Origin of the sequence: Bradyrhizobium sp. 63_E2_N1_3, assembly GCF_052076005.1 — a bacterium.
GTDB classification, from domain to species: Bacteria; Pseudomonadota; Alphaproteobacteria; order Rhizobiales; family Xanthobacteraceae; genus Bradyrhizobium; species Bradyrhizobium barranii.
Genome location: NZ_CP197235.1, coordinates 992,414 through 1,004,021, shown reverse-complemented (window position 1 = coordinate 1,004,021; position 11,608 = coordinate 992,414). Strand labels below are relative to the sequence as shown.

General features: G+C 64.5%; 15 protein-coding genes. 6 read left to right on the top strand and 9 right to left on the bottom strand.

What is annotated here, in order from left to right:
* Positions 1 to 44: 44 nt before the first annotated feature.
* From AB7531_RS04635 to AB7531_RS04625, 3 genes are all read right to left on the bottom strand, one after another.
* Complete coding sequence (locus AB7531_RS04635) at positions 45 to 518, bottom strand: secondary thiamine-phosphate synthase enzyme YjbQ (protein ID WP_063980778.1); 474 nt, start codon at positions 516 to 518, stop codon at positions 45 to 47.
* 133 nt (positions 519 to 651) lie between these two features.
* Positions 652 to 1,170, bottom strand: a complete 519-nt coding sequence (locus tag AB7531_RS04630) for a hypothetical protein (RefSeq protein WP_063986051.1) — start codon at positions 1,168 to 1,170, stop codon at positions 652 to 654.
* A gap of 41 nt (positions 1,171 to 1,211) precedes the next feature.
* Positions 1,212 to 1,454: a hypothetical protein gene (locus tag AB7531_RS04625; RefSeq protein WP_166076733.1), complete on the bottom strand. Its 243-nt coding sequence runs from the start codon at positions 1,452 to 1,454 to the stop codon at positions 1,212 to 1,214.
* A gap of 75 nt (positions 1,455 to 1,529) precedes the next feature.
* On the opposite strand from AB7531_RS04625, the gene AB7531_RS04620 reads away from it, so the two are divergent.
* The 5 genes from AB7531_RS04620 (at position 1,530) to AB7531_RS04600 (ending at position 4,165) form a co-directional block, all read left to right on the top strand.
* Positions 1,530 to 1,904 (top strand): AtpZ/AtpI family protein, encoded by a 375-nt coding sequence (locus AB7531_RS04620; RefSeq protein ID WP_063980777.1) that lies wholly within the window; start codon positions 1,530 to 1,532, stop codon positions 1,902 to 1,904.
* 112 nt (positions 1,905 to 2,016) lie between these two features.
* Positions 2,017 to 2,766 (top strand): F0F1 ATP synthase subunit A, encoded by a 750-nt coding sequence (locus tag AB7531_RS04615; protein WP_063980776.1) that lies wholly within the window; start codon positions 2,017 to 2,019, stop codon positions 2,764 to 2,766.
* Positions 2,767 to 2,819: 53 nt separating this feature from the next.
* Positions 2,820 to 3,050 (top strand): F0F1 ATP synthase subunit C, encoded by a 231-nt coding sequence (locus AB7531_RS04610; protein WP_007599451.1) that lies wholly within the window; start codon positions 2,820 to 2,822, stop codon positions 3,048 to 3,050.
* A gap of 60 nt (positions 3,051 to 3,110) precedes the next feature.
* Positions 3,111 to 3,674: a F0F1 ATP synthase subunit B family protein gene (locus AB7531_RS04605; RefSeq protein WP_063980775.1), complete on the top strand. Its 564-nt coding sequence runs from the start codon at positions 3,111 to 3,113 to the stop codon at positions 3,672 to 3,674.
* 5 nt (positions 3,675 to 3,679) lie between these two features.
* On the top strand, positions 3,680 to 4,165 hold the full coding sequence (locus tag AB7531_RS04600; RefSeq protein ID WP_063980774.1) for a F0F1 ATP synthase subunit B family protein: 486 nt from the start codon (positions 3,680 to 3,682) through the stop codon (positions 4,163 to 4,165).
* Between the two features lie 210 nt (positions 4,166 to 4,375).
* Here AB7531_RS04600 and AB7531_RS04595 read toward each other — a convergent pair whose 3' ends face one another.
* The 5 genes from AB7531_RS04595 to AB7531_RS04575 form a co-directional block, all read right to left on the bottom strand.
* Complete coding sequence (locus tag AB7531_RS04595) at positions 4,376 to 5,032, bottom strand: hypothetical protein (protein ID WP_063980773.1); 657 nt, start codon at positions 5,030 to 5,032, stop codon at positions 4,376 to 4,378.
* A gap of 119 nt (positions 5,033 to 5,151) precedes the next feature.
* Positions 5,152 to 5,739 carry a GNAT family N-acetyltransferase gene (locus tag AB7531_RS04590; RefSeq protein WP_014498500.1) on the bottom strand — a complete coding sequence of 196 codons (588 nt, stop codon included), beginning with the start codon at positions 5,737 to 5,739 and terminating at the stop codon, positions 5,152 to 5,154.
* A 39-nt stretch (positions 5,740 to 5,778) separates the two neighbouring features.
* Complete coding sequence (locus tag AB7531_RS04585; protein WP_063980771.1) at positions 5,779 to 7,068, bottom strand: M16 family metallopeptidase; 1,290 nt, start codon at positions 7,066 to 7,068, stop codon at positions 5,779 to 5,781.
* The gene (gene thrC, locus AB7531_RS04580) at positions 7,065 to 8,483 is read right to left on the bottom strand and encodes a threonine synthase (protein ID WP_014498502.1); all 1,419 of its coding nucleotides are present in this window, start codon (positions 8,481 to 8,483) and stop codon (positions 7,065 to 7,067) included. Before thrC ends, AB7531_RS04585 begins: the two co-directional genes overlap by 4 nt.
* A 591-nt stretch (positions 8,484 to 9,074) precedes the next feature.
* A complete protein-coding gene (locus AB7531_RS04575; protein ID WP_014498503.1) occupies positions 9,075 to 9,719 on the bottom strand; it encodes a response regulator transcription factor in 645 nt (214 codons plus the stop codon).
* 86 nt (positions 9,720 to 9,805) lie between these two features.
* On the opposite strand from AB7531_RS04575, the gene AB7531_RS04570 reads away from it, so the two are divergent.
* Positions 9,806 to 11,137 (top strand): histidine kinase, encoded by a 1,332-nt coding sequence (locus AB7531_RS04570; protein ID WP_063980770.1) that lies wholly within the window; start codon positions 9,806 to 9,808, stop codon positions 11,135 to 11,137.
* On the opposite strand, the gene AB7531_RS04565 is transcribed toward AB7531_RS04570, so the two are convergent.
* Positions 11,134 to 11,499, bottom strand: a complete 366-nt coding sequence (locus AB7531_RS04565; RefSeq protein WP_063980769.1) for a nuclear transport factor 2 family protein — start codon at positions 11,497 to 11,499, stop codon at positions 11,134 to 11,136. The two genes, AB7531_RS04570 and AB7531_RS04565, sit on opposite strands and share 4 nt — an antisense overlap.
* Positions 11,500 to 11,608: the final 109 nt, after the last annotated feature.

Below are 11,608 nucleotides of genomic sequence, written 5' to 3'. Positions count from 1 at the left end.
ATACGAACCGGCCGCGGTCTCCGCGGCCGGTTTTGTTTTGGGGCCTACTGATTGCTACCGATGAATTGCAGCACGACCTCGCGCCGGTGCGGGCGCTTGCGATGCTCGATCAGGTAGATCGCCTGCCAGGTGCCGAGCGCGACTTTGCCGTTCAGGACCGGGACCTGAAGCGAGGTCTGCGTCAGCATGGTCTTGACGTGCGCCGGCATGTCGTCCGGTCCCTCGGTGTAGTGGGTCCAGCCGGCGTTCTCAGGCGCGAGCCGCGACAGTGCCGTGGTGAGATCGACGAGCACGGACGGATCGGCGTTCTCCTGGATCGTCAGCGACGCCGAGGTGTGCCGGATGAACAGCGTCAGCGCGCCATCGCGCGCCTGAACCTCATTGATGAACTTCGCGGCTTCGCTGGTGAGATCGGTGAAGCCGCGGCCGGGCGTCTGCACGGTCAGCAGTGACGATGCGACGGTGGTGACTTGCACCGACGATGGCGCCGAGCGCGTGACGGATTTGCCTGATGTCATGAAAGATCTCTCAACTCGGGATGCCACCGTAGGGTGGGCAAAGCGAAGCGTGCCCACCAATCGACGCAACGAGGTCAAGGTGGTGGGCACGGCGCTTCGCACCTTTGCCCACCCTACGGCATCTCGTCATGCGCTAGATCTTCCCCGAGACGTCCTTCTGCACGCGGTTGGCCATGTCGATCAGCCGGCGCCAGGCCTTTTCCAGGAACGACATCACCCGATCGACATCCTGGTCGCTGGGCAGCGGAATCTCGATCTTGCGGTCCCCCTCGGCGACCTTCGGGTCCTTCTTGAGCGGATCGGATTTCGGCATCGCCTCGTCGATCTTGCCCGACACGGTCGGCCCCGCCGCGATCTGCCCCTTCAGCTTCTCGACTTCGGCCTGGAGCCGGCCGATCTCGGCGTCGAGCGCGGTGCGTTCGTCGGGCACCGCGTAACAGGCCCAGCCCGCGCCGTTCTTGGTGCAGGTCGATACCGTGCCGGTGCGGGTGTCGAGCCGCAGCACTCCTTCGGGGATGGGCGTCATGCTGTAGCGGCCGTTTTCGCTGTCGGGCGCGGACTGTGCGGCAACGAGGCCGCCGCCGATGGTCATCATCGCGGCGAATACCGCCGCTGCAAGCCATGATGCTGTGGATGAATTTGCTGGTCTCATCGCGCTCTCCGCCATGGCGCTTCTGTGGCTTCTCTTCAATTCTACACCCCGGCGAGGCGATCTGCCGCCCAAAACGCGCCACCGATATCAACGATCGCGGCAATCCCTTTGATCCCGCCGGCAGGACGAAATGGTGGTCGCATTCGCCGATCATGAAGAGAGCTGCTGCGGTGCGGCGTCACGCTGTGTGCAGCGTTGCCGTGCGTGCCAATATCATCAAGTAAATCAGATACATAATAGAACGCGACGCAATCGTGACTTGGCTTGACTTGATTATGGGCCATCAGTATGGTCCGCGCGGCTTTTGAGGGTGGCGGGCGTAATTTCCATTCAGCCGCGGCGTTTCGGGTCTTCGTTGCATGACACAGGGCACGGGACACGGCGAGAATGGGGATCGCGATAGATCGTCCGAGGAAGCTGCGCTTTCCGAACGGCTCGGAAATCTTGATCAGCGGTTGTCCGAATTCCGGGACCGACGAATCAAGACCGAGCAACCCGCAGGTGACGGTGAAGACAGAGCGGCCAGAGCTTCGGCGATGGCGCTTGGTTTCCGGTTATCCTCCGAGTTGGTCGCCGGGGTCGTTGTCGGAGCGGGGATTGGCTGGGGTTTCGACCGCTTGCTGTCGACGTCGCCTTTCGGATTTATCGTGTTCCTGCTGCTGGGCTTCGTGGCCGGCGTGGTGAATGTGGTGAGAACGGCAGGCGCGGGTCAAAACAGGCGCGGTGATTCTTAAGCGATCCGCACCAACAGAGGAATGATCGTGCCGGCCATGCCGGTACGGGCCGGCCCGGCCGGCAGACCGAGACCCGCCGGCATTGCCCGGCAGACCAAGAGATGCCGCGCTGATGAAAATCGATCCGATCCACCAGTTCAACATCGAGCCTCTCTTCACGATCGGCCATATCGGCAATCACACGATCGCCTTCACCAATTCGTCGCTCTACATGCTGGTGGCGGTGGCGATCATCTCGTTCCTGATGCTTGCCAGTGGCACGCAGCTGGTTCCCGGGCGCCTCCAGTCGGTCGCCGAGATCTCCTACGAATTCGTCGCCTCGACCATCCGTTCGACGGCCGGCGCGGAAGGCATGAAGTTCTTCCCGCTGATCTTCTCGCTGTTCATGTTCATCTGCGTCTCGAACCTGGTCGGCATCATCCCCTATACCTTCACGATCTCGAGCCATCTGATCGTGACGGCCGCGCTCGCGCTTTTGGTCTTCTTCACCGTGCTGATCTACGGCGTCGCCAAGAACGGCCTGAAATTCTTCTCGATCTTCGTGCCTCACGGCGTCCCCGGCTACATCCTGCCGCTGGTGATGTTCATCGAGATCCTGTCGTTCTTCCTGCGGCCGGTCTCCCACAGCGTCCGTCTGTTCGCCAACATGCTGGCCGGCCACATCGCGCTCAAGGTTTTCGCGGGCTTCGTCGCCATGCTCGGCTTCTCGCTCGGCGCGCTCGGCTGGGTCGGCGGCGTGCTGCCGCTGGCGCTCACGGTCGCGCTGTACGCTCTCGAGATTCTGGTCGCGTTCCTGCAGGCCTATGTGTTTGCGATCCTGACCTGCATCTACCTGAACGACGCCATTCATCCGGGACACTGAGCGGTCCGGGGAATTTCCACCCACAACCCAATCTTTCTTCCAAGGAGTCTAAAATGGATCCGGCAGCAGCAAAACTTATCGGCGCGGGCATCGCATGCATCGGCATGGGCGGCGCGGGCGTCGGCGTGGGCGTGATCTTCGGCAACTACCTTGCCGCAGCCGTTCGCAATCCGTCGGCCGCTCAGGGCCAGTTCGGCAACCTGATCTTCGGCTTCGCCGTGACCGAAGCGCTTGGCATTTTCTCGCTGCTGATCGCGCTGCTGCTGCTGTTCGTTCCGCTCTGAGGACGATGTTTCGCGCCGCTTCGACCGAAGCGGCGCGCATGACGGCAACAGGAGTAATCCATGGCTGAGAGTCATGGCGGGGCGAAAAGTCCGGCGGCGGGCGCCCACACCGAGTCCGAAGGCGGTCACGGTGGCGGTTTTCCGCCGTTCGAGAGCAGCAACTACGCTTCACAGCTGGTGTCGCTCGCGATCTTCTTCGTCGCGCTTTACGTGATCGTGTCCAAGCTCGCTCTGCCGCGCGTCGGCGGTGCGATCGAGGCACGTCAAAACAAGATCGAGGGTGACCTCGCCGAAGCGCAGAAGCTGAAGGACCAGTCCGACGCGGCGCTGAAGGCCTATGAGGGTGAGCTTGCTTCGGCACGTTCGCGCGCGCAGGCGATCGGCAACGAATCCCGCGACAAGGCGAATGCGCAGGCGGAAGCCGAGCGCAAGGCGCTTGAAGAGCAACTGGCGGTCAAGCTCGCCGAGGCGGAAAAGACCATCGCCTCGACCCGCAAGACGGCCATGAGCAACGTCCGCGGCATCGCGGCCGATGCGGCAGGCCAGATCGTGCAGCAGCTCACCGGTATCGTTCCGGACGCAGCCTCGGTCAGCACTGCCGTTGACGCGTCCTTGAAGGGTTAGTCGATATGTTCTTCGATCCTGAAACCTGGGTCGCCATCGCCTTCGTGATCCTGATGGTCCTGTTCGGCTATCTCGGGGTCTTCAAGAAGGTGACGACTGCGCTCGACCACCGCGCCGACCGCATCAAGGCCGAGCTCGACGACGCGACGCGCCTCAAGCAGGAAGCGGCCAAGGTGCTCGCCGACTACAAGGCGCGCAGTGCCACGGCCGAGCGCGAGGCTGCGGACATCATCGCCAACGCCAAGTCCGAAGCCGAGCGCATCGCGACCGAGGCCAAGGCGAAGATGGAAGACTTCGTCGCCCGCCGCACCAAGACCGCGGAGAGCAAGATCGCGCTCGCCGAGGCCCAGGCGGTGGCCGATGTCCGCGCCGCAGCCGCGGAAGCCGCCGTCCAGGCCGCCTCCACGATCCTGTCGCAGTCGGTCAAGGGCGAGGTCGCCGACGACCTGCTCGCCAAGGGCATCAACGAGGTTCGGCAGAAGCTGAACTGAGGGGCTTTGCCTTTCACCAATCAAAAAGCCGGCGCGCGAGCGCCGGCTTTTTTGTTTGACGATGTCTGTAGCAACACATCGGATGTCATCACCCGCGAAGGCGGGTGATCCAGTACGCCGCGGCATCTCGATTCTAGCCTCGCTGTCTCGGAATACTGGATTGCCCGCCTTCGCGGGCAATGACAGTTGAGATTGCCGCGAGATCTTGCCCTATTTCTTCTTCGGCCTTGCCTTCGGCTCGGGCGAGAGCGCCTGCGGGTCAAAGCCGACATAGAAGATGTAGGAATCGGCGATCTTGGCCGAGGGCACGGGATAGGCCAGATCCTCGGCGATGAAGGTGAAGGGCACGCTGCCGCCCTCCGACATCTCGACCGTGGTCCGGTACGCCTTCGAGGCGATCACCTTCTCGCCGACGCCGCCCTGCACCACGGCAATGCGCAAGGGCACCTCGACGGTCGCAGGCGCACCGGCGGGACCGGCGATGACACGGCCCTGGATGCCGATCCGGGCCGTGATATCGCCGCCATTCCGGGTACATTCACGCGCCATCTTGGTGATCGTGGCCTGGAAGCGGATCTCATTGCCGACGGCCGGCTTGCCGGCGGCGCCGACCGCGTAGGTCGAGGCCCCGGCGCGCACCGTGACCTGCGGACAATCGACGTCGTCATCGGCCGCCGGCTGGCCGGGCGCGGGCGCCGGCTTGGGCTGGGCCGGCTCGTCGGACTTGCCGCCGAACAGGCTCTTGAAGCGGTCGGTGAGCGACTGGGCCGCCACCGGCGAGACGGCGGCGAGCGCAACCGACAACGCCAGCGCGATCCCCGTACCCCGCCGCAACGCATTCCGCGATGACCGAAGCTTCTTCACCATCAACGCCCATACTCCATGACCATCCTCCAGCCGATCGCCGGCCGGCCAGCGGTTTATATCGCCAAAATCGGCGAACCCAAGGCAGCAAACAAGGAGACTTTGGCAGCACGAGCGGCAGCTCAGCCGCGGAAATCCTCGTGCAGCAGGCCGAACAGCAGGTGGTCCTGCCAGACCCCGTTGATGCAGAGATAGCGGCGCGCCAGGCCCTCGCGGGAGAAGCCGCACTTCTCCAGCACCCGGATCGACGGCGCATTGGTTGGGATGCAGGCGGCCTCGACCCGGTGCAGATTGAGCTCGCCGAACAGCGTCGGCAGCAGCACCCGCAGCGCCGCCGTCATGTAGCCGCGATGGGCATGAGGCTTGCCGACCCAGTAGCCGATGGTGCCGGCTTGGACGATACCGCGGCGGACATTGGCGAGCGTGATGCCGCCGACCATGGCGCCATCGAGCTCACGGAAGATCAGGAAGGGATAGGAGCGGTCCGCGGCGATGTCCTCGGAATAGCGCCGCAGGCGGCGGCGGAAGCCGGACCGGGTCAGGTCATCCGACGGCCAGATCGGCTCCCAGGGCGTGAGATAGTCGCGGCTGGACTCGCGCAAATGCGCCCACTGTATGAAGTCCGACATCTGCGGCGCGCGCAGCAACAGGCCGTTGCCGCGCGGCGCGAGGGCGGCGGGTCCACTGGATGGCAGGCGAAACAGGGCCATGGTGATGCTTCCCGGGGCAGATCAGCCCGTGCGCGGCTCCTAGTGCAGCCGCGCCTTGGCACGTGCCCGGGTCAATCCTTCCGCAAAAGATACCGCCGTGTCCAGACCCCTGCCACTGCCCAATGCGACAACTGCAGGGCGGCTCCGCGAAAGCAGCGCACGCGCCGCATCCCGGGTCGATTCGACGCTGACGGCGTCGATCCGGGCCACCAGCTCCTCGACCGTCTGCGGCCGGCCATAGGCCAGCACATGCCGGGCCAGCTGCTCGGCGCGGGACGAGCAGCTCTCCAGCGCCATCAGGAGGCCCGCCTTCATCTGCGCCTTGGCCCGCGCGATCTCGGCCTCGGTCAGCGTCTCCACCGAATCATTCATGATGTCGACCACGACCTCCATCATCTCCGGTGCGTCGGCCGGATCGGTGCCGGTGTACAGGCCGAAGAAGCCCGTGTCGGTATAGGGCGCGTGGAACGAGTAGATGGAGTAGCAGAGGCCGCGCTTCTCGCGCACTTCCTGGAACAGCCGCGACGACATCCCGCCGCCGAGGATGTTGGTGAAGACCTGGAGCGAGAACAACGACAGATCGCTCTGCGGCACGCCTTCCAGCGCCAGCGTCAGATGCGCCTGCTCGAGCTCGCGATGCACCACCTTGGCGCCGCCTTTGCCGAACTGAGCGGCTTGCGGCTTCGGACCCGGCGTCCCCTCGAAACTCGCAAAGCGCCTCTCGACCTCGGCGACGACCTGCTTGTGATTGACCGCGCCGGCTGCCGCCACCACCATGTCGGGGCCGCGATAATGCGTCGACAGATAACCGCGCAGCATGTCGCGGTTGAAGGCGCGCAGGGTCTTGGCGGTGCCGAGCAGCGAGCGGCCCATCGGCTGGTCGGGATAGCAGAGCTCGTTGAGATGCTCGAACACGACGTCGTCGGGCGTGTCCTGCGCGGCACCGATTTCCTGCACGATGACGTTCTTCTCGCGCTCGAGCTCGTCGGGCTCGAATGCGGGATTGGCAAGGATGTCGGCGAGCACGTCGAGCGCGAGCGGCACGTCGGCCTTCAGCACCCGCGCATAATAGGACGTGGTCTCGGTCGAGGTGCCGGCATTGAGGTCGCCGCCGACCGCCTCGATCTCCTCGACGATCTCGCGCGAGGAGCGCTTGGTCGTGCCCTTGAACGCCATGTGCTCGAGCAGATGCGAGATGCCGTGCTCGTTCGGCTTCTCGTCGCGCCCGCCAACGCCGGCCCAGACGCCGAGCGCCGCGGTCTCGAGATGGGGCATCTCGTCGGTGACGACGGTCAGGCCGGAGGCAAGCTTGGACATCTCGACACTCATCCGGCAACTCCCTGTTTTGCGGCCCGGCTTACGGACAGCACGAACCGCTCGACCTCGGCCTGATCGTTCTTCATCACCTTCATGTGTTCGGATTTGGTCATGAGACCGTCGAGCCAGGCGGGCAATTGCGGCCGCTGGCCGCAGGCTGCCTCGACCGCATCGGGGAATTTGGCCGGATGGGCGGTGGAGAGCACGATGCTGGGCACCGTCGTGTCGGTGGTGTCGCGGTCGGCGACCGCGAGTGCGACCGCGGTATGGGGATCGACCAGCTCACCCGCCTCGCGCCAGGCGGCGCGGATCGCGGCTGCGGTTTCGGTCTCGTCGGCCCGGCCGGCGTCGAATTCTTCACGGATTGCGGCCAGCATCGCGTCAGGCAACACGAAGCGCCCCGACTGCTTCAGCGAGTCCATCAGACGGCGCACGCCGGCCGCATCGCGCCGGCCGGCCTCGAACAGCAGCCGCTCGAAATTCGAGGAGATCTGGATGTCCATCGATGGCGACGCGGTGGCGTGCACCTCGCGCACCTCGTAGATCCCGGTCTTGAGCGTGCGCGCCAGGATGTCGTTGACGTTGGCGGCGATGCGCAGCGTGCGCACCGGCAGCCCCATCCGCTTGGCGACATAACCGGCAAAGATGTCGCCGAAATTTCCGGTCGGCACGACGAAATCCACCGTGCGTGCCGGCGCGCCGGCGGCGACGGCGGAGGTGAAGTAGTAGACCACCTGGGCGACGATACGCGCCCAGTTGATGGAGTTGACGCCGGAGAGCGAGGTCGCATCGCGGAAGCGATGGTTGTTGAACATCCCCTTCACGAGCGCCTGGCAGTCGTCGAAATTGCCCTCGATGGCGAGCGCATGGACGTTGGCCGCGCCCGTGGTCGTCATCATCCGCTGCTGCACTTCGGAGATGCGGCCGTGCGGGAACAGCACGATGAGATCGACATTCTCCAGGCCCGCGAACGCGTCGACCGCGGCGCCACCGGTGTCGCCGGAGGTCGCGACCACGATGGTGGTGCGCTGGCCGCGCTTGGCGAGCACGTGGTCCATCAGCCGCGAGATCAGCTGCATCGCCACGTCCTTGAAGGCGAGCGTCGGGCCGTGGAACAGCTCCAGCACGAATTGATGCGGCGTCATCTGGCGCAGCGGCACCACCGCCGGATGGCGGAAGGTGGCATAGGCCTCGTTCGCCATGCGGCCGAGCTCGGCATCCGAAATCTCGCCGCCGGCGAACGGACGGATCACGTCGACCGCGACCTCCCAATAGGGGCGGCCGAAGAAGCCAGCGATGGCCTCGGTCGAGAGCTGCGGCCACGTCACCGGCACATACAGGCCGCCGTCACGGGCAAGCCCAGTCAGCATCACGTCGCAGAAGCCGAGTTCTGGGGCCTCGCCCCGGGTCGAGATATAGCGAGTCAAACTGCCCTCCAAAGGCCGGCCGGCCTTGAGCCAGATCCATAAGCCTTTGATTTCATGAAACTACTTGTTAACGGCCAGAGGCGTTAGGCCACCATAAAGTGTTTTGCGGCATCGGGAAACCGCTTCCCGCCTGTGCCCCGCTCAACGAAAAAGGGCTGCGGCGATGCCGCAGCCCTCTCTTGGAAGGTCTGTCGTTGATATGTGCAGACCCGGTTTGCCTCGTGCGGGTTGCCGGCCCGCCAAAACTGTCGGCCAAGTTCTCGGCGCCCGTCACGAAATCGTCAAGAGCCAAAACGGCGGGGGCAAGAAAATGTTCCTATTTTTCCCGGCGCGGTTCGCGTTTCGCAAAGGCATTCCTGCGAGCGCCCGCACGCCATTGCTTCTTTTTCCCGCAATTTCGGGTGGTTCAGGAACGAATATCACGCCGGCCCATTGTGTCGGCGGATGGTGTCGGCGCTGTCCATGCATTGCCCGGTACGCGCCGAGACCCGATCCGCCCGGCCGGACCGGCTGCATCCTGGAGCAGCCGGTTCGGTGCCGGGCGCCAGTGCGCGGGCCGCCGGTGCCCCCGGGCCGCCAATGCCCCGGGCGTCAGCTCATCCCGATTTCCACCGCGATCCTGATCAGGTCGGAATGGTTCTTGGCGCCGAGCTTCTGCTTGAGCAGGGACGTGGTGTTGGCGACCGTCTTGTAGGAGATGCCGAGCGCCTCGGCGACCTCGACGATCTTGTCGCCACGGCCGAGCAGGCGGAGAATTTCGAGCTCCCGCGGCGTCATCTGCGAGGCCGGATTGGCCTTGATCGCTGCACCGGAGAACGTGACCGCCTCCGCGAGTTGCGGCGAGATGAAATTGTCGCCGGCGACCACCTTGCGCACCGCCTTGAGCAGAATCCGGGGATCGTCGCCCTTGGAGACATATCCCTGCGCGCCAAGCTCGACCGCCCGCACCACGAAGGCCGGATCGTCGTTCATGCTGAACATGATGATCTTGGCATCAGGGTCGTCCTTGCGGATCCGCCGCATCAGCTCGAAGCCGGAGACGTCGGGCAGGCTGATGTCGATGACGGTGACGTCGGGCCGCTTGCTGATATAGGCGCGATGCCCGGATTTGGCGTCGGTCGCCTCGTCGATACGGATCGAGTGGTCGGACGCGAAAAGGGTGCGGCATCCTGACAGCACCACGGGATGGTCGTCGACGATCAGAACTCGGGTCGCCGGCTTGGCGGTATCTTGCATCGCGCGCTCTCTTGTTTTTCGACTCATAGACCGACGGGAACAAATGGAAAGAGCAAATCCCGCCAATGCGCGTTAGAATTGACCTAATGTGGCAGCGGCTCTCATTCAGAACACAATTGTTTCTTCCGCTCGGCTTGAGCTTCCTTGCCGCGCTGGTCATGGGCGGCGTGCTGCTCCAGAGCTTCGCGGCGGGGCAGCTTGCCGACGAGAATGAGCCGGGCCGACGCTCGACCCGGACGGTCGCCGAGGCACTCAACAACAGCCTGAAGGCCTCGGACGACCCGCGGAAGATACTCGACGCATTTGTCCATTCTTTGGACAACTCCTCGGATATTCAATTCCGTTCAGTGGAAGCAGGTCCCGCCCCCTCTCCAAAGGACAGCCTGCGTGATCTGCATGGCGTGCCGCATTGGTTCGTGGACCTGATCGCCATCCCGGAGATGGACGCCGCATCTCCCGTCATCATCGACGGCAGGCGTGTCGGCGACATCGTGTTCATGCCGGACCTGTCAGCCGATCTGTTCGAGAAATGGATCGGCTTCCTGGCGCTGACGAGCCTCATCGCCGTGCTGATGATGCTGACTGGGACCATTGCCTATCTCTTTGCGGGATCGGTGCTGCGTCCCCTGCAAGATCTCGGCGCAGGCCTCACGCGAATCCGGCGCGGCGATTATGCAACGCCTATCCCGGTCGCAGGACCGCAGGAGATCCGGCAGAGCTGCGAGGAAGCCAATGCGCTGGCGATGACGCTCGCGCAATTGAGTCAGGATAATCGCGACCTGCTGCACCGCCTGGTGTCGCTCCAGGACGACGAGCGGCGCGATCTCGCGCGCGAGCTGCACGACGAGCTCGGACCGCTATTGTTCGGCATCCGCGCCAGCACGATCGCGCTGAGCGAGACCTCGGGAAATCTCGGCAACCCGGCGCAGGAGGTGATGCGCTCTGTCGAGGCGCTCCAGCAGACCAACCGCCGCATCCTCGACCGGCTGCGGCCGCTCTACATCGAGGAATTGGGGCTCGAGACCAGCGTGCAGACGCTGCTCCAGAACTTTCGCAGGCAGGCGCCGCATATCAGCCTGACGGCCACGATCGATCCGGGTCTGAACGAGATCGACCGACCGCTGGCGCAGACCGTCTATCGCCTGATCCAGGAGGCGCTGACCAACGTGCTGCGCCACGCCGGGGCGAACAATGCCCATGTGCTGGCGACCATGGCCGGCGAGGTGCTCACGATTGAGATCTCCGACGACGGCGGCGGCTTTCCCGCCGACAACGTCTTCGGCCGCGGCCTGACGGGCATGCACGAGCGCGTGCGCGCGCTCAGCGGATCGCTGTCGCTGCTGCGCGCGGACCAGCGAACCTATGTGCGCTGTCGCCTGCCGGTCGAGACGGCGCGAGACGTGCCGGCGGCCGGCTAGCACACACCATCGGCATGCGGGGACTGCCGCGCCGGCTCGCACAGGGTACTGTAGATCTTGCCTTCGGGACTGAAGCGAAACGAGGCGTGGATACGCAGCGAGCCCGCGACGGAATATTCGAGATCGATGCCATGCGGCACTGGATTGATCTCCTCAAGACCGAAGCCTGCCGACGAGAAGGTGCTGAGCCGCGGTCCCCAATAGGTTTCGAGCTCGCGCCGCCCGCGATAATGTCGCTTGCCGTTGCACATGCATTCGACCCGGGCGTCGTCCGCATAGAGATCGAGGAGCGTCGCGAGGTCGCCCTTCCGGCAGGCGTCCACCCAGTCGACGACAATTCCCATCTGGTCGAAATCGCTCACACCAAAATCCTGTCTGCCGCGAAAAATTTGCGTGCGGCTTAGGACCACCCTCGTGAATATGTCCTGAATAATAAACCCCGGGCGATACCGGGTTCCCTCCAGGAACCTA